The following is a 23,026-nucleotide window of genomic DNA, read 5'->3' as shown; positions in this document are numbered from 1 at the left end:
ACAATCCTCTTACACTACACGGGCCGCCAGATGGCTGCGCAGATCCCTATCAAGCTCGCGGAGCAACGCGTCAGTGGTTTCCCAACTGATGCAGGCATCGGTCACTGATACACCGTATTTCATATCGCAACGCGGCTGCTCAGATGACTGGTTACCTTCATGAATATTACTCTCAATCATCAGGCCAATTATGGAACGATTGCCATCTTTGATTTGCGCAACAACGGATTCTGCAACCGTAGGCTGGCGACGGAAGTCTTTATTGGAATTCCCATGACTGCAATCTACCATCAGCGACGGTTTCAGTCCCGCCTGAGTCATCTCTTTTTCACATTTCTCAACATCTTCCGGACCGTAGTTCGATGTTTTGCCGCCGCGCAGAATCACATGACCATTCGGGTTGCCCTGAGTTTGCAACAGGCAAACCTGCCCCGCCTGGTTGATACCGACAAAACGGTGCGGCATAGCTGCAGCGCGCATGGCGTTAATTGCCGTCGCCAGGCTCCCGTCGGTGCCATTTTTAAAACCCACCGGCATAGACAAACCAGAGGCCATCTCGCGGTGAGTCTGAGACTCGGTGGTACGCGCACCAATAGCAGACCAGCTAAACAGATCGCCGAGGTACTGAGGACTATTTGGATCCAGCGCTTCCGTTGCTAACGGCAGCCCCATATTCACCAGTTCAACCAGCAGATGGCGCGCAATCTTCAGACCACCTTCAACATCAAACGAACCATCCATATGCGGATCGTTAATCAGCCCTTTCCAGCCGACGGTGGTACGAGGTTTTTCAAAATAGACGCGCATTACCAGATAGAGGCTATCGCTGACCTCTGCGGCAAGGGCTTTAAAACGGTGAGCATATTCAATCGCAGCTTCTGGATCGTGAATTGAGCAAGGACCACACACCACTAACAGACGCGGATCGCGTCCGGCAATAATGTCGGAAATAGTCTGACGAGACTGCGCAATTTGCGCTTCCTGCTCAACGCTCAGCGGGAATTCAGCCTTCAACTGATCCGGGGTGATCAAAACATGTTCGTCGGTAATGTGTACGTTGTTCAGCGCGTCTTTTTGCATGATTGCGATCCTGTATAGCTCGTTTGCGATAGTTATTTCCTCAACGAGGATGACGTAACGATACCATACAAAGTAAAGATTTCAATCCATATTCCGTAAATTTTACTTTACACACGCAAATTAAAAGGCGCTAAAATTCATCATTGATGTACATTTAAATTTACAATCCTGAAAAACCAAACTTGCCGTTTCGGTTCATCCTTTTCCTTTACGAAAAATCCTGGTGAGAATTATCTCAAAGCCATAAGTCTGGCTAATGACGATTTTGACCAATAATGCTATTCTTCGCCCGGGTATCAGCGATCTGCATCCCCCACGCTATGACAACCTGACGGATCCGCAATGACAGTTCTTCACCGTCTCTTTTTGACTTTAGTATTATCGATCGTGGGTATCTCCGCTGTTGCCTCCGGACCTCCTGAAAATGTTCGCGCAATCGTTTCAGGAATTGTGACTTATACACGTTGGCCTAAGTTATCTGGCCCACCCAGGTTATGCATTTTTTCGACATCACGTTATATCCGCAGCCTGGCTGAAGAAACTCCGGAATCTTTGCCCTATCAGCCAATTGTTGTGCGTGATATAGAGGAAGCCTTACAAACGACCTGCGATGGTTTTTATTTTGGTAGTGAATCACCCACCGAGCAGTCTGAATTTACAACCAAATATAGATCCCGCCCCTTATTACTTATCGCAGAACAGAATCCTGATTGTTCTATTGGTAGCGCTTTTTGTCTGCTTATAAATGACGAGAGAGTAAGATTTTCCGTAAATCTGGATGTCCTGACGCATAGCGGCGTGCGGGTCAATCCAGACGTACTGATGCTTGCCCGGAAGAAATCACATGAATAAGGATCTTTCTCAGGCTCCGCGCCCCACATTTAAAAAAGCACTACGCCGTATCAGCATGATAAGCGTGGTTATCTCCATGACCTTAGTCTGGCTGTTGCTCAGCACAGCCTCCATATTTACGCTCAAGCAATATGCGCAAAAAAATCTGGAACTTACCGCCGCCACCATGGGACGTAGCCTGGAGGCCGCGCTTGTTTTTGGTGATAGCTCAGCAGCCGAAGATACGCTCGCAACGCTAGGAAGACAGGGGCAATTTTCCAAAGCAGTCGTGCTGGATAACCAACAAAAACACTTTGCGGCATGGCATAACAATCATCTGGTCAACCAGGAAAAAATCAGCGGCGTTATTAGTAAATGGCTGTTCCCGGAACCAACGGTGCAACCTATCTGGCACCAGGGGAAAATAATAGGCGAACTTCGTCTGACAGCTCTGGACAAACTAATAAGCCACTTTCTCGGCGTCTCGATTATTGTGCTGACCGGGAGTATTTTTCTGGCCTCATGCATTGCTTTACTACTTACTCACTCTCTACACCGCGGGATTGTGACCGCGCTACAGAGCATTACCGACGTGGTACACGACATTCGGAAAAACCGTCATTTTTCTCGCCGGGTTCCCGAAGAACATATCGAAGAGTTTCACCTGTTTGCCCAGGACTTTAACAGTCTACTGGGAGAAATGGAGGACTGGCGGCAGCAGCTTCAGGCCAAAAATGCCCAGCTCCTGCGCAGTTCACTGCACGATCCGTTGACCGGACTCGCTAACAGAGCCGCTTTTCGCAATGTCATTAATGAGTTAATGAAAGACGAAACCGTACACAGTAGTTCAGCGTTGTTGTTTCTCGATGGCGATAACTTCAAATACATTAACGATAATTGGGGTCATGCCGCAGGCGACAAAGTATTAATCGAAGTCGCCAGTCGTCTTATGACTTTTGTTGGTAAACAGCACCAGGCATGGCGCCTGGGCGGCGATGAATTTGCCATTTTGCTACGTAATGTTCGTACAGAGGCTGAAGTCCAGGCGCTCTGCCATTCGTTATCCGAACAGTTTCTCCAGCCGTTTAATCTACATAACGGCCACACCGCCAGGCTGTCACTGAGTATGGGTTATGCTTTAACCTGGGAACATGCCTCAGCGGAAAATCTGCAAGAGCTTGCCGATCAAAATATGTATCGGATGAAACACCGGCGCTTACAGCACACGCAAAAATAAAAGGAATCACGATGATCAGAAAATATTTTGCTCCTGCCTTACTGGCCGCGCTTTTTCTCACCGGCTGCCAGGCCCCACAAGGGAAATTTTCTGCGGAACAAATTACAGCAATGAAATCATATGGCTTCACTGAAACTAACGGCGACTGGTCATTAGGATTATCTGACACCATCTTATTTGACAAAAACGACTACCATCTGCGCGCCGATAGTAAACAGCAAATCCATACTATGGCTTCACGTCTGGCTACGACCGGTATTACGCACAGTCGCCTGGAAGGTCACACTGATAATTATGGCGAAGACAGCTACAACGAAATGTTATCGCTTAAGCGCGCTAACAGCGTGGCAGATGCATGGGCCGAAGGTGCCAATATCCCGCGCACTAATTTAACAACCCGCGGATTAGGTAAAAAATACCCGATAGCCAGTAACGATACTGCAAAAGGACGTGCTGAAAACCGCCGCGTCACGGTCGTCATCAGCACGCCTTAAACAATCTACTCGACTGATTTAGCCCTTATCATCGCCGTTGCTACGCGCCAGCGCAGGTAATCAACGGCGAGACATACAGCGAGGCTGATCCCCATTAGCGGCAGTGCCAACCCTAACAACGCCGCAATAATGGTAGTAACCATACGAGCGGGCCATGCTAAACCAAACCACGCCTGTATTAGCGTATCGGCCGGGTTAAACCCCGCATGCACCGGACGGCGGATCCACCACAAACGGTACCCCACCACTATCATCACGCAGAGTGCAGTACCGAAGGCGATAAGTAGCAGCTGATTTACGAGACCAAACAGAATCCCCATATGAAAATCAACGCCCCAGCGGGTTAGCTTCGCCATTAATGGAAAGTCAGAAAAATGAGTACGATCTACGATCTGCATATTTGAACCGTCGATCGCTACAGCATCAACCTGTGTAGGCCAGCTCCTGTCGATTTCATTTACCGTCCACGCACGCCCGGAACCCGACGGCGGGCGAATCTCCAGCTTGCTGGCATCCAGACCCGCCGCGTGAGCAACCAGCAGAACCTTGTCAAAATCCTCTACGTCCAGGGACGATGCCATCCCCCCCATAGCCATATCCTCCATATGGTGTTCTGCATGCGGATCGTGAACTGCTGGAACTGCACTTTGCAACTGCGTATTCACCTGCGGCGTCAGCCAACCAAAAGCGGAGCGTATCTTATCAACATTACCACCGGCCCATTGCGACCAGGTTAAACCAGTCGCAGAGAACAGCAGCATGCCAATCAGCAGCGCCCATCCAAGGGAAACATGCAGGCGTCGGCTATTCTGCAGCTTATTGTTAATCCGACGACGCGGGCGGGTCATCGACCACAGCGCAATCCCTCCAAGAGCGGCAACCCACATCCAGGAAGCCGCCAGTTCGCTGTACAGTCGTCCAGCGTTACCCAAGAGCAGTGAGCGATGGGCATAATCAATCCACTGACGCAGGGGCAATATACCGCTGGTACCATAAACCGCCATATCGCCTCTCACCCGCAAGGTTACCGGATCAACAAAAATTGCCCGCGTTTCAGACTCGCCAAGATTAGGATCGGCGAACATCACTCGGGTTGTCTCTCCCGCGCTTATCGCAGGACGAACAGCCTGTAGATGGAGATTTCCCTGGGTAGCCTCTTTCGCTACCATAATTTGTGCACTAAGTGGCTGTTTTTCCCCATCGAAAGTGCCATAAAGCGCATCCTGATAAAGCCAGTTTTCCAGTTGCGGAGTAGCGACATACAGCGTACCGGTCAGGGCAGCGACAAAAATAAACGGCCCGATAAACAATCCGATATAGAAATGAAGACGACGCAGCAGGTTTAGCCATGCCGCGCGCGAGGTGCAGGTAGTCATACTTTTCCTTTTCGAAAGCAAAAGAGAACGTTGCGCAGAGCGCACTTTATTTTTTATGCAAAGGGAGAAGCAGACTGGTGGGGAGGTGCGCGAGTGTGAGGATAAAGCCAGTGAAAGTCATAACAGTATTTCAGTACCCTTCGGGCTACAGGAGCTCGCTGACGCCGAAGCATCAAGCTGACCAGCAGCATCAGCGCGAAGATTAAGCCCGGCACATGAGCCAACAGCACACAGTAACCGCAGGCCTCCGCATGATCGGCTGGCATGTGGTGTGACGTCTGTATGACAGTCGCATCACTCTGTATCATGGTCATTTCAGATGATGACATGTCATGCGGCATGTCCATCATCGTATGATGCATACCGCTCATCGGATCTTTTGGCAGGGAGATTGAAATCAGCGGGGCCACCACGATCAGCAGGATCGCAAACAGCGCCAGCCATGTGGCCCGCCCTTGAGATGCTGATTGATGAAAAATATTGCTGACCACCGCCCCTCCAGATGAGAGCGACATTGTAAATGATTCACAACAAAATGGTTAAAATGAAGATAAAAAAAGGGCCAGCCCATCAGGCCAGCCCTTTCATTCAGGATGTCGCGAAAGCGAATCTTAGTTAAGACGCTCTTTGATACGAGCAGACTTACCGGTACGCTCACGCAGGTAGTACAGTTTAGCTTTACGCACAGCACCACGACGTTTGACAGAGATGCTGTCAACTACCGGAGAGTGAGTCTGGAAAACACGCTCAACGCCTTCGCCGTTGGAAATTTTACGAACAGTGAATGCAGAGTGCAGACCGCGGTTACGAATAGCGATAACCACGCCCTCGAATGCCTGCAGACGTTTTTTGGAACCTTCAACAACCCATACTTTCACTTCCACGGTATCACCCGGACGGAAGGAAGGTACGTCCTGCTTCATCTGTTCTTGTTCAAGTTGCTTAATAATGTTGCTCATAATTTAATCTCTTATCCTGGGTAAACTGATATTGGGGGCTTACGCCTGCCCATCATGTTTATGTTGCTGTTGTGCGAGTTCCTTTTTGAACTCCGCCAGCAACCTTGCTTGCTCTTCAGTCAGAGCCAGGTTTTCCAAAAGTTCAGGTCTTCTAAGCCAGGTCCGGCCCAGCGACTGCTTCAGACGCCAGCGACGTATCTCAGCATGGTTTCCCGACAGCAATACTGACGGTACTTCCATCTCTTCTAACACTTCAGGACGGGTATAGTGTGGGCAATCCAGTAATCCATCAGCAAAGGAATCTTCCGTCGCCGAAGCCTCATGACCCAGAACTCCCGGAATAAACCGGGAAACAGAGTCAATCAGCGTCATTGCTGGTAGCTCACCACCGCTAAGAACGTAATCGCCGATTGACCATTCTTCGTCAATTTCGGTTTGGATTACGCGCTCATCTACGCCTTCATAGCGACCACACACCAAAATCAGTTTCTGATTCGTTGCCAGTTCGCTGACGCCAGCTTGATCAAGCTTGCGTCCCTGAGGTGACAGATAAATCACCTTTGCGCCTTCACCTGCCGCGGCTTTTGCTGCATGAATGGCATCCCGTAAAGGTTGCACCATCATTAACATCCCCGGTCCGCCGCCGTAAGGACGATCGTCCACGGTACGGTGCCGGTCATGCGCGAAGTCACGAGGACTCCAGCTCTGGATGTTCAGCAGGCCATTTTTTACTGCCCGGCCAGTCACCCCGTAATCGGTAATTGCGCGGAACATTTCAGGAAACAGGCTAACGATACCTATAAACACAAGCCAATCCCCATAGTGCCGTTTATTTACCGTTTATCCGGAGAATTTAAAAACCAGGATCCCAATCTACTTCGATTGTACGAGTAGTGAGATCGACTTTCTTGATAACCTGCCCATCGAGGAACGGAACCAACCGCTCCTTGATACCAAATGCATCTTTCAGGTTTGCCTTGATGACGAGAACGTCATTAGACCCGGTTTCCATCATGTCGATGACTTTACCGAGGCCATAGCCTTCAGTGGTTACTACCTGGCAACCCATAAGGTCTTTCCAGTAATAATCACCCTCTTCAAGCGCAGGCAACTGCGAAGAATCCACAACAATTTCGCAATTGGTCAATAGATTCGCAGTATCGCGATCGTCAATGCCTTTCAGCTTGATGACGATATCCTGATTATGGTGGCGCCAGCTTTCCAGCTCAACGACCTGCCACTGACCCGCTCTCTGGATTAACCAGGGCTGATAGTCAAAAATGCTTTCGGCGTCTTCGGTGGAGGAAAACACTCTGAGCCAACCACGGATACCGTAGGAAGAACCCATCTTGCCCAATACAATCGGATCAACAGGTGCTTGTGCGGTGTGTTGCTTGCTCATCATGACCACCGTGACAGATTAAGCTGCTTTGTTTGCTGCTTTGATAAGCGTTGCAACGCGATCGGAAACAGTAGCGCCCAGGCCAACCCAGTGAGCGATACGATCCAGATCCAGACGCGTTTCTTCTTCGTTCGCAGAAGCGATCGGGTTGAAGAAACCAACGCGCTCAATGAAGCGACCGTTGCGTGCATTACGGCTGTCGGTAACAACAACCTGGTAGAACGGACGCTTTTTTGCGCCGTGACGTGCTAAACGAATAGTAACCATAACATCCTCTTGTGTGAATAAAACACCGGGCCCCATCGAGGAACGGAGCCCGGTGTCATATTAAAAGCCCGAAAATTTTACTGATTTCTGGGGAAATTGCAATCAGCATCTTGGTACTGAGCATTAAACAAGGGATAGAAGGCGTATATCGGTGCAGCTAGTTTAGTTCCGGCGTGCGCGCAGAAAGCGGAGCGTAAACGTAGTACGTGAGCATTTCGAGCACACCCCGGAGCTAAAATGGCAAACAAGATAGCCTTATACCCTTGTTTTCAGCGGCCAGGGAATCCTGGCGGCATCATCCCCTTCATGCCCCGCATCATCTTCATCATGCCGCCTTTCGACTTCATCTTCTTCATCATGCGCTGCATATCGTCAAACTGTTTGAGCAAACGGTTCACATCTTGCACCTGCATTCCGCAACCTGCGGCGATACGGCGCTTGCGTGAACCTTTGATAATTTCTGGTTTAGCACGCTCTTTCAGCGTCATCGAATTGATGATCGCTTCCATACGCACCAGCACCTTGTCATCCATCTGTGATTTGACGTTATCCGGGATCTGCCCCATGCCCGGCAGTTTGCCCATCAGGCTGGCCATACCGCCCATGTTTTTCATCTGACGCAGCTGTTCAAGGAAGTCAGTCAGGTCAAAACCATCGCCTTTTTTCAGCTTGGAGGCCAGCTTCTCAGCCTGCGCGCGGTCGACTTTACTTTCGATATCTTCGATCAGCGACAGCACGTCGCCCATACCCAGGATACGCGAAGCAATACGGTCCGGATGGAACGGCTCCAGCGCTTCGGTTTTCTCACCGACGCCGAGGAATTTAATCGGCTTGCCGGTGATATGACGAATCGACAGCGCTGCACCACCGCGGGCGTCGCCGTCCACTTTGGTCAGCACGACCCCAGTCAACGGCAGCGCTTCGTTAAACGCCTTCGCCGTATTCGCCGCATCCTGACCAGTCATCGCATCGACAACGAACAGGGTTTCTACCGGGTTAAGCGAGGCATGGACCTGTTTGATCTCATCCATCATCGCTTCATCGACGTGCAGACGGCCGGCGGTATCCACCAGCAGCACGTCGTAGAACTTCAGCTTCGCTTCTTTCAGCGCAGCGTTAACAATATCAACAGGTTTCTGACCAACATCAGACGGGAAGAAATCGACGCTAACCTGCTCAGCCAGCGTTTCCAGCTGTTTGATCGCCGCCGGACGATAAACGTCCGCAGAGACAACCAGCACTTTCTTCTTGTGCTTCTCACGCAGGAATTTACCCAGCTTAGCCACGCTGGTCGTTTTACCTGCACCTTGCAGGCCCGCCATCAGCACAACGGCTGGGGGCTGCGCGGCTAAATCCAACGCCTGGTTCTCTTCGCCCATCGCCGCAACCAGCTCGTTGCGCACGATTTTGACGAATTCCTGGCCTGGGGTCAGGCTTTTGTTAACTTCATGGCCTACCGCACTTTCTTTTACACGGCTGATAAAGTCACGGACCACAGGCAGAGCGACGTCCGCCTCCAGCAGCGCCATGCGCACTTCGCGCAGGGTATCTTTAATATTGTCTTCGGTAAGGCGTCCGCGGCCGCTAATGTTGCGCAGCGTACGCGACAAACGATCGGTTAAATTATCAAACATTGTCTCTCGCCTGAGGTGGAAACGGTCGGTCGCCGCAGCGACACAAAAAAATGGAATTGCCGCAGTATAACACGACATAAACGCGAATGTGCTGCAACGGTTGGAGCCTGAGTCACGTGACGTTATACTGCTTCTCTTTACTATTTAGTCAACAGTCGACGCCCATATGCCTGTTTTTGCTCTACTCGCCCTTGTCGCCTATTCCATCAGCCTCGCGCTGATCGTCCCTGGACTGCTGCAAAAAAATAGCAGTTGGCGGCGGATGGCGATTCTTTCCGCAACTATTGCGTTGATTTGTCACGCCTTTGCGTTGGAGTCACGCATTTTCCCCGGCGGCGAAAGCGGGCAAAACCTCAGTTTATTAAACGTGGGATCGCTGGTTAGCCTGATGATTTGCACGGTAATGACCATTGTTGCGTCACGTAATCGCGGTTGGTTATTGCTGCCTATCGTCTACACCTTCGCGTTGATCAACCTCGCTTTCGCCACCTTTATGCCGAACGAGTACATCACGCATCTGGAGACCACGCCGGGTATGTTGGTGCATATCGGCCTGTCGCTTTTCTCCTATGCTACGCTAATTATCGCAGCCCTTTACGCACTACAGTTGGCGTGGATTGACTATCAATTAAAAAATAAACGACTGGCCTTTAGCAGCGAAATGCCGCCACTCATGAGCATTGAGCGTAAAATGTTTCATATCACCCAGATCGGCGTAGTTCTGCTAACTCTGACGCTGTGTACCGGGCTGTTCTACATGCATAACCTGTTCAGTGCGGAAAATATTGATAAAGCAGTGCTGTCAATCGTGGCATGGTTCGTCTATATCGTCCTGCTTTGGGGCCACTATCATGAAGGGTGGCGCGGACGCCGGGTCGTCTGGTTCAACGTGACTGGTGCAGGGCTGCTGACGCTGGCTTACTTCGGTAGCCGCGTATTACAACAGTTCATGAGTTAAGTCTTTAAGGAACCTTAAGTGGAACATATCTCCACCACCACGCTGATCGTTACTCTGATCATTATGGTGATTATCTCGGCCTATTTCTCCGGTTCAGAAACCGGCATGATGACGCTAAACCGCTATCGTCTGCGCCATATGGCAAAACAAGGCAACCGCCAGGCAAAACGCGTCGAAAAGCTGCTACGCAAACCCGATCGTTTAATCAGCCTGGTGCTTATTGGCAATAACCTCGTCAATATCCTTGCCTCGGCGCTGGGCACCATTGTTGGTATGCGCCTGTATGGTGACGTCGGCGTCGCGATTGCCACTGGTGTCCTGACCTTTGTGGTGCTGGTGTTTGCCGAGGTGCTACCAAAAACAATTGCTGCGCTTTATCCGGAGAAGGTCGCCTATCCAAGCAGTTTCCTGCTAGCCCCTCTGCAAATACTGATGATGCCGCTGGTGTGGCTGCTCAACACTATCACCCGAGTCCTGATGCGCATGATGGGCATCAAAACCGACATCGTTATCAGTGGCGCATTAAGTAAAGATGAATTACGTACCATTGTTAATGAATCGCGATCGCAAATCTCCCGCCGTAACCAGGACATGCTGCTATCCGTGCTGGACCTGGAAAAAGTCAGCGTTGACGACATCATGGTTCCCCGCAACGAAATCGTCGGCATTGATATTAACGACGACTGGAAGTCAATTGTTCGTCAACTGACCCATTCTCCACACGGGCGCATCGTGCTGTACCGCGATACCCTCGACAACGCAATGAGCATGCTACGCGTACGCGAGGCTTATCGCCTGATGACGGAGAAAAAGGAGTTCACCAAAGAGGTAATGCTGCGCGCCGCCGACGAAATTTATTTCGTACCGGAAGGTACCCCGCTCAGCACCCAATTGGTGAAATTCCAACGTAATAAGAAGAAAGTTGGCCTGGTGGTTGATGAGTATGGCGATATTCAGGGCCTGGTGACGGTTGAAGATATCCTCGAAGAGATCGTAGGTGATTTCACAACATCAATGTCGCCAACGCTTGCAGAAGAAGTCACGCCGCTTAACGATGGCTCAGTGATTATTGACGGCACCGCCAACGTACGTGAAATTAACAAAGCGTTTAACTGGCATCTGCCAGAAGATGAAGCCCGGACGATTAACGGAATTATCCTCGAAGCTCTTGAAGAGATCCCGGCGCCAGGCACTCGCGTACGCATCGAACAGTATGATATCGATATTCTTGATGTTCAGGAGAATATGATTAAACAGGTAAAGGTGATGCCTGTGAAGCCCATTCGCGAGAGCGTTGCGGAGTAACGGCTAATCCAGAAGATCACAGCAAACTTCGGTTCACCATTAATAGCAAAACGGCTACCGGAGGTAGCCGTTTGAAGTCATTTACTTGGCTTTCGCCACGGTCACCATCGCAGCGCGAATAGTACGACCATTCAGGGTATAGCCCTTCTGCATCACACCCAGCACCTTGCCAGCCGCGACATCTTCAGACTCAACCATCGCAATGGCCTGATGCACGTTCGGATCCAAAGGCACGTCGGTATCAGCAATCACTTCCACGCCGAACTTACGCACAACATCGAGCATTGACTTCAACGTGAGCTCAATACCTTCAACCATCGGAGCCATATCCGGATTCGCTTTATCAGCCACTTCCAGTGCGCGATCCAGGCTATCGATTACCGGCAGCAATTCATTGACGAACTTCTCCAGCGCGAATTTATGCGCTTTTTCAATATCCAGCTCGGTACGACGGCGCAAGTTGTCTTCATCAGCTTTCGCACGCAGCATCACTTCACGCTCACGCTTCTGTGCTTCAACAAGCTGTGCTTCCAGATTCGCAATGGTTTCATCGCGCGGATCCACCTGCTCAGCCGAAACTTCAGGCTCTAGCGCCTCAACGTCGTCGTGCTGCTCCGTGATAATTTCTTCCGGGGCTTGCCCCTCAGGCGTTTTCTGTTCTTTACTACTCATGAATTTCTCCGCGTTTTTTTCGCATTCATCTCGCTAACTTCGCTTATTATGGGGATCAGTTTCCGGGTTTCAAGTGAACACGGCCAGATTGTCACTATTCATTTAACGTAAGGACATCCAGATCATGAAGAACCACTTCAAGTGTATAGGCATTGTGGGGCATCCTCGTCACCCAACCGCGCTGACCACACATGAAATGCTCTGGCGCTGGCTGTCCAGCAAAGGTTATGAAGTGCTGGTTGAGCAGCAAATTGCTCATGAACTACAGCTTAGCAACGTTAAGACCGGGACACTGGCGGAAATAGGACAGCAGGCTGATCTCGCCGTTGTCGTTGGCGGCGACGGCAATATGCTCGGCGCTGCGCGCACCCTGGCGCGCTACGACATTAACGTTATTGGGATTAACCGCGGTAATCTCGGATTTCTCACTGACCTCGACCCGGATAATGCGCTACAGCAACTTGCTGATGTTCTCGAAGGCCACTATATCGCCGAAAAACGCTTCTTATTAGAAGCACAGGTGTGCCAGCAGGATTGCCAGAAACGCATCAGCACAGCAATTAACGAAGTCGTCCTGCATCCTGGTAAAGTCGCGCACATGATTGAGTTCGAAGTCTATATCGATGAGGTTTTTGCCTTCTCTCAACGTTCCGACGGCCTGATTATCTCCACACCGACCGGGTCCACCGCCTATTCACTCTCCGCTGGCGGCCCAATCCTCACACCATCGCTGGATGCTATTACCCTGGTGCCCATGTTCCCGCATACGCTTTCCGCCCGCCCGCTAGTGATTAACGGCGACAGCACCATCCGCCTGCGCTTTTCTCAACGCTGCAGCGACCTTGAAATTAGCTGCGACAGCCAGATAGCACTCCCCATTCAGGATGGTGAAGATGTGCTAATCCGCCGCTGCGATTATCATCTCAATCTCATCCATCCCAAAGACTACAGTTATTTCAATACATTAAGCACCAAGCTTGGCTGGTCGAAAAAATTGTTCTGATTTTGTAGCCAGCCTCTTTACTGGATAAAAAACCAGTTTATACTGTACGGAAACACAGTAATGGTTTTTCATACAGGAAGGCAGCTATGTTGGCACAACTCACTATCAGTAATTTTGCTATCGTTCGTGAGCTGGAAATCGATTTTCACAACGGTATGACCGCCATCACCGGTGAAACCGGCGCTGGTAAATCGATCGCTATCGACGCGCTGGGGCTGTGCCTCGGCGGTCGGGCTGAAGCCGATATGGTGCGCAGAGGCGCCAGCCGTGCTGATTTATGCGCACGCTTCTCCCTGAAAGACACTCCCGCAGCTCAACGTTGGCTGGAACTGAACCAACTGGAAAGCGGACGTGAGTGTTTACTTCGCCGCGTTATTAGCGCAGACGGTCGCTCCCGCGGCTTTATCAACGGTACCGCAGTCCCTCTCTCCCAGCTTCGCGAGCTGGGTCAGCAGCTTATCCAGATCCACGGCCAGCATGCACACCAGTTACTGACTAAATCCGAACATCAGAAAACACTGCTTGATAGCTATACCGGTGAGTATGTACTTACTCAGCGTATGGCTGAACACTATTGCCAGTGGCATCAAAGCTGCCGCGAATTGGCTCAGCATCAGCAGCAAAGTCAGGAACGCGCAGCTCGTGCGGATCTGCTGCAATATCAATTGAAAGAGTTAAACGAATTCAGTCCGCTGTCGGGTGAATTTGAGCAAATTGATGAAGAGTACAAACGTCTGGCGAATAGTGGCCAACTCTTGACCGTCTGCCAACATGCGCTAACGGTGCTAGCAGATGGTGAAGAAGCCAATCTGCAAAGCCAGCTTTATACCACTAAACAGCTGGTAAATGAGTTGGTTAGTATGGATAGCAAACTTTCAGGGGTGCTGGATATGCTGGAAGAGGCGTCTATCCAGCTCATCGAAGCCACCGATGAGCTACGCCATTATAACGACCGTCTCGATCTCGATCCGAACCGTCTGTTTGAGTTGGAACAGCGTATCTCCCGACAAATTGCCCTGGCACGTAAGTATCAGATTACGCCCGAAGAACTTCCGGCATTCCATCAGGCTTTGCTGGAAGAGCAGCGTCTTCTGGACGATAGCGCAGGTTCTCTGGAATCCCTCGGTCAAATGGTAGTCGAGCACCATCAGTTAGCGCTGGATACGGCAAAGCAACTGCACGCCCTGCGCCAGAGCAGTGCCGATGAGCTGACCCAACTGATTACGGAGAGTATGCACTTACTTTCCATGCCGCACGGTGTGTTCGCCATTGATGTCTCGTTTGATGAACGTCACCTTACCGCCGAAGGTGCAGACCATATAGAATTCCGAGTGACCACAAACCCCGGGCAACCGCTACAGTCGATAGCCAAAGTCGCTTCCGGAGGCGAACTCTCTCGTATCGCGCTGGCGATTCAGGTTATCACCGCACGGAAAATGGAAACGCCGGCATTGATTTTCGATGAGGTGGATGTCGGTATTAGCGGTCCGACAGCAGCAGTAGTTGGCAAACTGCTGCGCCAGTTAGGTGAATCAACCCAAGTGATGTGTGTAACCCATCTACCTCAGGTGGCGGGCTGCGGTCATCATCATTTCTTCGTCTGTAAGGAAACCGATGGGGAGATGACGGAAACGCATATGCACCCTCTGGATAAACGTGCACGTTTGCAGGAATTAGCCCGTCTGCTAGGCGGTAGCGAGGTCACCCGCAACACCCTGGCAAACGCGAAAGAGTTGCTCGCTGCGTAAACTTTTTGATTTTCGCAGAGTCATAGTGAACAGCAAATTGCCGATAGACCTGCAGCCGAAGGTTCCCAACCGGGCAAAGGTCTATTATCATCGGCATATTACAGATGAGCCACGTACTGCTCGGGCCCAAAAAGGAATCAAATCACTATGCGCTGTAAAACGCTGACTGCTGCCGCAGCGGTTCTTCTTATGTTGACCGCAGGCTGTTCCACTCTGGAACGAGTGGTTTACCGTCCTGACATCAACCAAGGTAACTATCTGGCACCGACCGATGTAGCAAAAATTCGGGTCGGCATGACACAACAACAGGTCGCCTATGCACTGGGTACTCCAATGATGTCGGATCCGTTTGGTACCAACACCTGGTTCTATGTTTTCCGTCAGCAGCCTGGGCATGAAAAAGTCACCCAGCAGACTCTCACCCTGACTTTCGACAGCAGTGGAGTGTTGACTAATATAGATAACAAACCTGCTCTGACTACCGAGTAAGGCCGTAAAATGCAAAAAAGCGCTCAATGAGCGCTTTTTTAATGTCTGAAAAATGATTACTTTCCAGCGCTTTTCTCGGCCCGCTGGCGACGCAGCTCTTTCGGGTCAGCAATAAGCGGGCGATAAATTTCCACACGATCTCCATCATGCACTTCATCATGTAGTTTTGCCGGGCGACTATAGATGCCCACTTTGTTCTTTGCCAGATTAATATCATCGCGTAACGTCAAGAGACCGCTGGCGACAATCGCCTGCTCAACCGTCGCTCCCACCTCCAACCTGACGCTCTGTAGATACTGCTTTTCCGGCAACGCATAGGCCACTTCAACAACGATGTTAGCCGACACTGTAGACCTCTTTAGCACGGACCGTAAACGCCTGCACCATGTTCATGGCCAGTTCTTTAAAGATGCGGCCAAAAGCCATTTCAATCAGCTTATTGGTGAATTCAAAATCGAGATGAAACTCAATTTTGCACGCCTCCGGACTTAACGGAATAAACGTCCAGCCGCCAATCAGTTTTTTGAACGGCCCATCGACCAGGCTCATTAAAATGCTCTGGTTGCTAGTTAGCGTATTGCGGGTAGTGAAAGTCTTGCTGATGCCAGCTTTGGACACATCAACCGCCGCAGTCATTTGCGTCGGCCCAAGTTCCAGCACACGGCTACCGGTGCAACCAGGCAAAAAATCAGGGTAGGACTTCACATCGTTTACGAGTTGATACATCTGTTCCGCGCTGAAAGGCACCAGCGCAGTACGGCTAATCTGAGGCATAGCAGGTTCCACATATAAACACGGCGCAAATAATATCATTTATCTGCTGCTAAAAAAAACGCTGTACTGCAACTCGTGCTAAGATAGCCCATTACACCTCGCAGGATGGATTGAGGTACGACTGTTTTAAGACGATGACTTCAGGATACTATGACTAAGAAAAAAGCCCACAAACCTGGATCAGCCACCATTGCGCTGAATAAACGCGCTCGTCATGAATACTTTATCGAAGATGAATACGAGGCTGGTCTCGCCCTGCAGGGTTGGGAAGTAAAATCTCTGCGTGCAGGCAAAGCCAACATCGGCGATAGCTACGTCATCCTGAAAGATGGTGAGGCTTATCTGTTCGGCGCCAACTTTACCCCAATGGCTGTGGCCTCCACCCACTACGTCTGCGATCCGACGCGCACCCGCAAGCTACTGCTAAATCAGCGTGAGCTGGACAACCTCTATGGACGTATTAACCGTGAAGGTTACACCGTAGTTGCTCTTTCTCTTTACTGGAAAAACGCCTGGTGCAAAGTAAAAATCGGCGTAGCGAAAGGTAAGAAACAGCACGACAAGCGTACCGATATAAAAGATCGTGAGTGGGCGGTGGATAAAGCCCGGATCATGAAACACGCTGGCCGTTAATTCCCCTTCTTAATGAGGGTCAGTTTTCTGGCCCTTACGCTATATCGTTGTTGATGCTGATTTTTCACCCAACTCACCGCTATAATCCTCGAAACGAGGGCTGGTAAGCGCATTCATAAATCTGTTATACTCAACGTACACATTGGGGCTGATTCTGGATTCGACGGGATTTGCGAAACCCAAGGTGCATGCCGAGGGGCGGTTGGCCTCGTAAAAAGCCGCAAAAAAATAGTCGCAAACGACGAAAACTACGCTTTAGCAGCTTAATAACCTGCTAAGAGCCCTCTCTCCCTAGCTTCCGCTCTTAAGACGGGGATCAAGAGAGGTCAAACCCAAAAGAGATCGCATGGATGTCCTGCCTGGGGCTGAAGTGCTAAATCTAATCAGGCTAGTTCGTTAGTGGCGTGTCTGTCCGCAGCTGGCGTGCGAATGTAAAGACTGACTAAGCATGTAGTACCGAGGATGTAGGAATTTCGGACGCGGGTTCAACTCCCGCCAGCTCCACCACATTATGATCCGGATACGTCCGGTGAAATCCTGAAAGCCCGCATGGCACAAGCCCTGCGGGCTTTTTTGTGTCTGTCTTTGTCCGAGGGCATCCGGCTAAATCCAGAGAAAATTGGTACACGTTTAGGTACACGCTATACTGTGGTCCATTAAACGTGTACCAATTATGGAAGGGATCCGGACATGGCGCGCATTACACGCCCACTTACTAACAACGAAATACTTAAAGCTAAACCCCGTGAAAAAGACTTCACCCTGCATGATGGTGATGGCCTGTTCTTACTCGTCAAAACTACTGGTAAAAAGCTCTGGCGCTTCCGATATCAACGACCGGGAAGCAGCAGCCGCACAAATTTGAGTCTCGGCTCATACCCAGCCCTTACACTCTCAGCAGCTCGTCAGATACGCGACCAGCACTTAACCACGCTCGCGCAAGGCATGGATCCACAACAGCAACAGGAGCAAGTGTCAGAACAACGCCAAATTGAGTTAGATAGCATTTTCTCAACGGTGGCTGAAAACTGGTTCCAGCTTAAAAGCAAAAGCGTCACAGAGGATTATGCAAAAGACATCTGGCGTTCTTTAGATAAAGACGTGTTCCCCGCTATCGGTTCGATACCTGTTCAGGAGATAAAGGCCAGAACGATTGTTGAAGCACTGGAGCCAATTAAAGCTCGTGGTGCACTTGAGACTGTTCGTCGTTTGGTACAGCGTGTTAACGAGATAATGATTTATGCGGTTAACACCGGTCTGATAGATGCGAATCCGGCATCAGGTGTTGGCATGGCCTTTGAGAAACCAAAAAAGCAAAACATGCCGACGCTGCGGCCAGAAGAGTTGCCAAAATTGATGCGGTCACTGGTTATGTCTAATTTATCTGTTCCAACACGCTGCCTCATCGAATGGCAGCTCCTGACGCTCGTTCGCCCTTCAGAGGCTTCTGGTGCAAAATGGGCCGAGATCAATCTCGATGGCAAGCTCTGGACCATTCCGGCAGAAAGGATGAAGGCCAAGCGAGAGCACATCGTTCCTCTATCTCGACAGGCATTAGATATTCTGGAAGTGATGAAGCCCGTTAGTGCTCATCGAGAACATGTTTTCCCGAGCAGGAACGATCCAAAACAACCGATGAATAGCCAGACAGCTAACGCTGCTCTTAAACGTATTGGTTACGGTAGAAAACTGGTTGCGCATGGTTTAAGGTCTATAGCAAGCACAGCAATGAATGAAGCTGGACATAATGCTGACGTAATTGAAGCAGCGCTTGCTCACAGCGAAAAAAATGAAGTGAGAAGAGCTTATAATCGCTCAATTTACCTTATTCAGCGTCAATCACTAATGCATTGGTGGGGCGATTTTGTTTACTCGTCAAATACACTTAACTCTAATATTAAAGGATAGATAATGAAGCTGAATGCGGATAGAAACAAGCTAAATAACAACCCTGAGGCTGGGCGGTTGTATAACATTTTAAACGAGCTAGACCAAGAAGAAAAACTACATTTACATGAAGCAGAGCTATATTATGACTTCCCTTTATATAAAGATGATGAAGATAATTTAGTCATATCACCATTAATGCTTGTATCACGTCTCTATGGAATAATTATATTCTATTTATCAAACTGCCATGAGAGAGATGCTGATAATATTTTACAACAAAATGATTCAGCATTAGAAAATATTTACAGCCAAATATTTTCTCGCTTACTGAAGCAAAAATACCTTCGTAAAAACAAAAGAGAATTAAATATATCTGTTGAATCAGCGATCTTTGCTCCTTATGTTGACGCTCAAAAAGATTATGGTACAGAGAGTGAAGTTATTGTTTCTAAAGCCTCCATTGAGAACTTCATACAACAATTCGAAAATCCTGTAGATGAAGATATTTATAGCGAAGCCGCTTCTACAATTGAAGGTGGCAAGGGTTTAATACGGGTTAAACAACGTGATATTGAAGGGTTTTCTGAAGAATCTAAAGTAAAAGTAATTAGCGCCCTTGAGTCCTCAATTGCAAGATTTGACAGTAATCAACTTGGAAGCTGTGTCAATGAAGTTGATGGAATTGAAAGAATTAGAGGTCTTGCTGGTTCAGGAAAAACTGTTGTTCTTGCTATGAAAGTGGCGATTACTCATTTAAGAAACCCAGATAAGAAAATCTTGTATACTTTCAGTACGAAAGCACTTTACCAACATGTCAAACGCTTAATAACGCGTTTTTATCGTCAGTTCGATGATCTTGACCCTGACTTTGAAAACTCTATTGATATTTTGCATGCATGGGGTGGAGGAAACGCCGCTGGGGTATACTATAATGCATGTCAGAATAACTCGGCTCGTTTTATCAATTTTGGCGAAGCACAGAGAATAGCCCCTAAAGAACCATTTTCATATGCTTGTAAAACGTTACTTGATAATCATGAAATCAAGGAACAATACGATTATGTTTTCGTTGACGAAGCACAAGACTTTGATAGTTCCTTCTTACGACTGTGTTTAAAACTTGCACGTGAAGATAAAATGGTATTTGGTTTGGATGTATTCCAAAATATATTCCAAACAGGCTCACCCTCGATTGAAGAAATTCTTGGCGAAGGTAAAAACCTCAGTTTAGATAAATTCTTAAATAGTTGCTACAGAACTCCTTGCGCAACTTTGGTTTGTGCGCACGCTGTAGGGTTAGGAGTCTATGGAAATCCAGTTCAAGCGATCAAAACAGCAGAAGATTGGACGAACTTAGGATACCTAGTTGAAGGTGTGCATGGTGATCGTTTCAATTCTGGCGAAAACATATCAGTTTATCGGACAGAAGAAACATCCCCAACCCTTTACAATGCTGACAAAGATAAACTTATAATAACACAACCTCATGGTGACATTAGTAGTGAATGTGTATGGGTCGCGCAGAGAATTAGAGAAGACATTATTAATGAAGGCTTAAATGCCTCTGACATCTTAATAGTTTGCGCAGATGACAAACACTTCAAAAACTATTACAACCATTTATCTTATTATTTATCAGAATACAATATTGACGTTAACAATGTCAATGCTGACAAGTATAATATAAGTGACTTCTCAATTGACAATAAGGTCACGTACTCTACGATCCACAAAGCTAAAGGTAATGAAGGTTATAGTGTTTATATAATTGGATGCGAATGTCTTTACCATAATCCGAACGTAAAAAATAGGAACCTACTATTCACTGCAATGACTCGTACCAAAGGATGGTTAACAATGACAGGCATTGGACATTCAGCTAATGAACTTTTCTATGAGATACAACAAGCTAAGAATAACGTCCCGTATCTACGCTTTAATTATCCAGACAGTCAAATACTTGATAAAATTGAGATTGATCTTCAACGCTTTGCTTACGACGAGGATGTTCAAGACTTCCAGAAATTATTAGATACCCATGGGCTTGATGGCGTTAAGGCTTTAATAAGGGAATATGAAGCCAGAAAGGTGAAGAAATCATGATTTCTCAAGCAACTTTTAATTCAACATCACGGGCATCAATAAACCTCGTGAGAAATACGGGGTTGTTAGGAAATTATAATAGCAATATTATTTACCCAAACCATATGCCGGGCGAACTACGTCCTTTGACATATATAGAGGCATGGGAAAGATGCACGCATAATCAGTGGTTTAACATTCAACTTGAAGATGGTTCCCTTTTTATATTTAAAATTAACAGTTACACCTATTTAATGACTCCAGTTAAAACTTTAACGTTTGAGGAGTATTTAAATGAATTTTATCCTGAGGATGAGTGGGGTGATGAAGATGAGTATAGAGTTATGATTAGTCAAGAGTATGATAACTACATTGACACTCACACAAAAAACTTCCCGCCAATGCCAATTAGATATGACATTGATGATGTACATTATTGTGAACATTCTCATCCCTATTGCCACTTTCATTTCGGGTCTGAAAATGATGGGAGGATAGCAACAAAAAAAATTTTAACGCCCCTCTCGTTTACAGCATTTGTATTGCGTTCATTTTATCCAAAATCCTGGAAAACATATGCACAATCTCAATTGATTGATGAGCATATTCATTTTTTTAAGGATGGACTTGATGTTGCACCAGTTAACTACTGGAGTAATAGAGAAGATAATTTTTTATTTATTGGCTAGCATTGTTTGCGCGCAATGCTTTCCCCGCCTCGCCTGCCCGCTTTGCGTGTCGATTTGCATGCTGGTGCATGGCGAGGTTCAGGCTGCCACAGACCCGAATACGTCAGGGGAATAGCAGCTTTAGAAGCGAGGCAATGAACGCCGGAATGACTAGTTGCCGCCACCGCCGGGTGGCTTTTTCTCCCCCCCTCGACTGGCCCTCTCAGAAGCCCGTCACGCTCTTGAATAGCATAGCACTAACCATCGATACCCTCGCGAACCCGCGCAGCGCAGCGACGCGCTCAGGCCGCGAAATTAAATATCATTAAATAAATACTTTACCGCTGGCGCGCAGTGCTTTTGTAAGCACACCCGTTTTAGTTCCACGCACTTTTTGAGATTTCCGGGGTTTCAGCCATCAGCCGGTACTCTTCCGGTGTCAGGTTATTCAGGGATTCGTGGGGGCGCTCGCCGTTATATTCAGCCAGCCAGCGCTCTGTAATTTCCCGTGCTTCATTCAGTGTTCTGAACAGATAAAAATCCAGTATTTCTGTCCGGTATGTCCGGTTGAACCGTTCGATAAAGGCATTCTGCGTTGGCTTGCCGGGCCTGATAAATTCCAGCATTACACCATGTTCTTCTGCCCATTGTGCCAGTGTCAGCGAGACCAGCTCCGGGCCGTTATCCATCCGCATCTTCAGCGGATATCCGCGGTTTGCCACGATCCTGTCCAGCACTCTCACGACCCGCTGCGCCGGGATATTCAGGTCAATTTCGATCGCCAGTGCTTCGCGGTTAAAATCATCCACCACGTTAAAAGTCCGGAAGCGTCTGCCGCACACCAGCGCATCGTGCATAAAATCGATGGACCAGCTCTGGTTCATCGCCTCTGGCGTCGCCAGCGGAGCAGGATTGTGCACCGGCAGACGCTGTTTTCCCTTACGGCGAAAATTCAGTTTCAGCAGGCAGTAAATCCGGTGAACGCGTTTATGGTTCCAGGTGTTACCCTGCCTGCGCAGCACCTGAAAAAGCTTCTTAAATCCGTAGCGGGGATAGCGTTCAGCCGCCTCTGTCAGCTTCTGGATCACCGGTTCATCGCGCCGGGTATCGGGCTGATAAAAATATACCGTCCTGCTCAGCGATAATGTCCTGCACGCCTGGCGAATGCTCATGGCAAATTGTGCCGTCAGATAGCTGACGAGCTCCCGCTTTATCGCTGGTTTTAAAGCTTTTTTTCGATAACGTCTTTCAGTGCACGGCACTCGAGACTCAGGTCCGCAAACATCTGTTTAAGCCGGCGGTTCTCGTCCTCAAGATCTTTGATTTTTTTGATATCAGCGGCTTCCATCCCACCATATTTCGCCTTCCAGTTGTAGTAACTGGCTTCGGAAATAGCGGCTTCGCGACACACATCTTTGACGGTCCTGCCAGCTTCGACGGATTTCAGGACGGCGATGATCTGGTGCTCGGTGAATCGGATCTTACGCATAGCGATCTCCTCAGGGGACATAATCAGTATGTCGG

At 48.8% G+C, this 23,026-nt stretch carries 24 protein-coding genes and 1 other RNA gene; 13 read left to right on the top strand and 12 right to left on the bottom strand.

Annotated features, from left to right (window positions below; genetic code table 11):
• Positions 1–9 precede the first annotated feature (9 nt).
• Complete coding sequence (aroF, locus tag HV213_RS07830) at positions 10–1,080, bottom strand: 3-deoxy-7-phosphoheptulonate synthase AroF (RefSeq protein WP_181485273.1); 1,071 nt, start codon at positions 1,078–1,080, stop codon at positions 10–12.
• A gap of 342 nt (positions 1,081–1,422) precedes the next feature.
• On the opposite strand from aroF, the gene HV213_RS07825 reads away from it, so the two are divergent.
• Genes HV213_RS07825 through HV213_RS07815 form a run of 3 tightly spaced genes read left to right on the top strand, consistent with a single transcriptional unit; the run spans position 1,423 to position 3,642 of the window.
• Entirely contained in the window at positions 1,423–1,932 is a 510-nt protein-coding gene (locus tag HV213_RS07825; protein ID WP_181485272.1) for a regulatory sequestration protein YfiR, read from the top strand.
• The gene (gene dgcN / locus HV213_RS07820) at positions 1,925–3,148 is read left to right on the top strand and encodes a diguanylate cyclase DgcN/YfiN (protein WP_181485271.1); all 1,224 of its coding nucleotides are present in this window, start codon (positions 1,925–1,927) and stop codon (positions 3,146–3,148) included. Before HV213_RS07825 ends, dgcN begins: the two co-directional genes overlap by 8 nt.
• A gap of 11 nt (positions 3,149–3,159) precedes the next feature.
• Complete coding sequence (locus HV213_RS07815) at positions 3,160–3,642, top strand: OmpA family protein (protein ID WP_181485270.1); 483 nt, start codon at positions 3,160–3,162, stop codon at positions 3,640–3,642.
• A gap of 5 nt (positions 3,643–3,647) precedes the next feature.
• Here HV213_RS07815 and HV213_RS07810 read toward each other — a convergent pair whose 3' ends face one another.
• From HV213_RS07810 to ffh, 7 genes are all read right to left on the bottom strand, one after another.
• Positions 3,648–5,018, bottom strand: a complete 1,371-nt coding sequence (locus HV213_RS07810; RefSeq protein ID WP_181485269.1) for a PepSY-associated TM helix domain-containing protein — start codon at positions 5,016–5,018, stop codon at positions 3,648–3,650.
• 53 nt (positions 5,019–5,071) lie between these two features.
• Complete coding sequence (locus HV213_RS07805; RefSeq protein WP_181485268.1) at positions 5,072–5,509, bottom strand: DUF2946 domain-containing protein; 438 nt, start codon at positions 5,507–5,509, stop codon at positions 5,072–5,074.
• Positions 5,510–5,629: 120 nt separating this feature from the next.
• Entirely contained in the window at positions 5,630–5,977 is a 348-nt protein-coding gene (gene rplS, locus HV213_RS07800; protein ID WP_004104634.1) for a 50S ribosomal protein L19, read from the bottom strand.
• 39 nt (positions 5,978–6,016) lie between these two features.
• The gene (gene trmD, locus HV213_RS07795) at positions 6,017–6,784 is read right to left on the bottom strand and encodes a tRNA (guanosine(37)-N1)-methyltransferase TrmD (RefSeq protein ID WP_110277457.1); all 768 of its coding nucleotides are present in this window, start codon (positions 6,782–6,784) and stop codon (positions 6,017–6,019) included.
• A gap of 46 nt (positions 6,785–6,830) precedes the next feature.
• Positions 6,831–7,379, bottom strand: coding sequence for a ribosome maturation factor RimM (gene rimM, locus HV213_RS07790; RefSeq protein ID WP_110277456.1), 549 nt, complete (start codon positions 7,377–7,379; stop codon positions 6,831–6,833).
• An 18-nt stretch (positions 7,380–7,397) separates the two neighbouring features.
• Positions 7,398–7,646, bottom strand: a complete 249-nt coding sequence (rpsP, locus tag HV213_RS07785) for a 30S ribosomal protein S16 (protein ID WP_110277455.1) — start codon at positions 7,644–7,646, stop codon at positions 7,398–7,400.
• Positions 7,647–7,915: 269 nt separating this feature from the next.
• A complete protein-coding gene (gene ffh, locus HV213_RS07780; RefSeq protein ID WP_110277454.1) occupies positions 7,916–9,280 on the bottom strand; it encodes a signal recognition particle protein in 1,365 nt (454 codons plus the stop codon).
• A gap of 166 nt (positions 9,281–9,446) precedes the next feature.
• Here ffh and HV213_RS07775 point away from each other — a divergent pair, with 166 nt between their 5' ends.
• Complete coding sequence (locus HV213_RS07775) at positions 9,447–10,238, top strand: cytochrome C assembly family protein (protein WP_110277453.1); 792 nt, start codon at positions 9,447–9,449, stop codon at positions 10,236–10,238.
• Positions 10,239–10,256: 18 nt separating this feature from the next.
• Positions 10,257–11,543 (top strand): HlyC/CorC family transporter, encoded by a 1,287-nt coding sequence (locus HV213_RS07770; protein ID WP_181485267.1) that lies wholly within the window; start codon positions 10,257–10,259, stop codon positions 11,541–11,543.
• Between the two features lie 81 nt (positions 11,544–11,624).
• On the opposite strand, the gene grpE is transcribed toward HV213_RS07770, so the two are convergent.
• The gene (grpE, locus tag HV213_RS07765; protein WP_110277451.1) at positions 11,625–12,215 is read right to left on the bottom strand and encodes a nucleotide exchange factor GrpE; all 591 of its coding nucleotides are present in this window, start codon (positions 12,213–12,215) and stop codon (positions 11,625–11,627) included.
• A 124-nt stretch (positions 12,216–12,339) separates the two neighbouring features.
• Between grpE and nadK the strand changes: the two genes are divergently transcribed.
• The 3 genes from nadK (at position 12,340) to bamE (ending at position 15,455) form a co-directional block, all read left to right on the top strand.
• Positions 12,340–13,218: an NAD(+) kinase gene (gene nadK / locus HV213_RS07760; RefSeq protein WP_004104646.1), complete on the top strand. Its 879-nt coding sequence runs from the start codon at positions 12,340–12,342 to the stop codon at positions 13,216–13,218.
• An 86-nt stretch (positions 13,219–13,304) separates the two neighbouring features.
• Entirely contained in the window at positions 13,305–14,966 is a 1,662-nt protein-coding gene (gene recN / locus HV213_RS07755; RefSeq protein ID WP_181485266.1) for a DNA repair protein RecN, read from the top strand.
• Positions 14,967–15,113: 147 nt separating this feature from the next.
• Positions 15,114–15,455 (top strand): outer membrane protein assembly factor BamE, encoded by a 342-nt coding sequence (gene bamE / locus HV213_RS07750; protein WP_112217070.1) that lies wholly within the window; start codon positions 15,114–15,116, stop codon positions 15,453–15,455.
• Positions 15,456–15,511: 56 nt separating this feature from the next.
• Here the strand turns inward: bamE and HV213_RS07745 are convergent, their stop codons facing one another.
• Together HV213_RS07745 and HV213_RS07740 are read right to left on the bottom strand one after the other, a co-directional pair.
• The gene (locus HV213_RS07745) at positions 15,512–15,802 is read right to left on the bottom strand and encodes an RnfH family protein (RefSeq protein ID WP_181485265.1); all 291 of its coding nucleotides are present in this window, start codon (positions 15,800–15,802) and stop codon (positions 15,512–15,514) included.
• Complete coding sequence (locus HV213_RS07740) at positions 15,792–16,229, bottom strand: type II toxin-antitoxin system RatA family toxin (protein ID WP_197975057.1); 438 nt, start codon at positions 16,227–16,229, stop codon at positions 15,792–15,794. Before HV213_RS07740 ends, HV213_RS07745 begins: the two co-directional genes overlap by 11 nt.
• A gap of 150 nt (positions 16,230–16,379) precedes the next feature.
• Here HV213_RS07740 and smpB point away from each other — a divergent pair, with 150 nt between their 5' ends.
• The 5 genes from smpB to HV213_RS07715 all read left to right on the top strand — a co-directional run bounded on the left by smpB (position 16,380) and on the right by HV213_RS07715 (position 21,523).
• The gene (gene smpB, locus HV213_RS07735; protein ID WP_110277446.1) at positions 16,380–16,862 is read left to right on the top strand and encodes an SsrA-binding protein SmpB; all 483 of its coding nucleotides are present in this window, start codon (positions 16,380–16,382) and stop codon (positions 16,860–16,862) included.
• Positions 16,863–17,006: 144 nt separating this feature from the next.
• Positions 17,007–17,369, top strand: a transfer-messenger RNA (tmRNA) gene (gene ssrA, locus HV213_RS07730).
• A gap of 183 nt (positions 17,370–17,552) precedes the next feature.
• Positions 17,553–18,770 carry an integrase domain-containing protein gene (locus tag HV213_RS07725; RefSeq protein WP_181485264.1) on the top strand — a complete coding sequence of 406 codons (1,218 nt, stop codon included), beginning with the start codon at positions 17,553–17,555 and terminating at the stop codon, positions 18,768–18,770.
• A 3-nt stretch (positions 18,771–18,773) separates the two neighbouring features.
• Positions 18,774–20,855, top strand: coding sequence for a DEAD/DEAH box helicase (locus HV213_RS07720; RefSeq protein ID WP_181485263.1), 2,082 nt, complete (start codon positions 18,774–18,776; stop codon positions 20,853–20,855).
• A complete protein-coding gene (locus HV213_RS07715; protein ID WP_181485262.1) occupies positions 20,852–21,523 on the top strand; it encodes a DUF2290 domain-containing protein in 672 nt (223 codons plus the stop codon). Before HV213_RS07720 ends, HV213_RS07715 begins: the two co-directional genes overlap by 4 nt.
• Before the next feature lie 356 nt (positions 21,524–21,879).
• Here the strand turns inward: HV213_RS07715 and HV213_RS07710 are convergent.
• Positions 21,880–22,991, bottom strand: a protein-coding gene (locus HV213_RS07710; RefSeq protein WP_411195475.1) for an IS3 family transposase whose coding sequence is annotated in 2 segments (ribosomal slippage) — positions 21,880–22,730 and positions 22,730–22,991 — 1,113 coding nt in all. Because the reading frame shifts where the segments join, the coding sequence is not laid out codon by codon here.
• Positions 22,992–23,026: the final 35 nt, after the last annotated feature.

The sequence above is a fragment of the Klebsiella sp. RHBSTW-00484 genome, from assembly GCF_013705725.1.
GTDB lineage: Bacteria > Pseudomonadota > Gammaproteobacteria > Enterobacterales > Enterobacteriaceae > Klebsiella.
The sequence above is the reverse complement of the archived record's forward strand: the minus strand, read 5'-3'. Positions and strand labels throughout refer to the sequence as shown.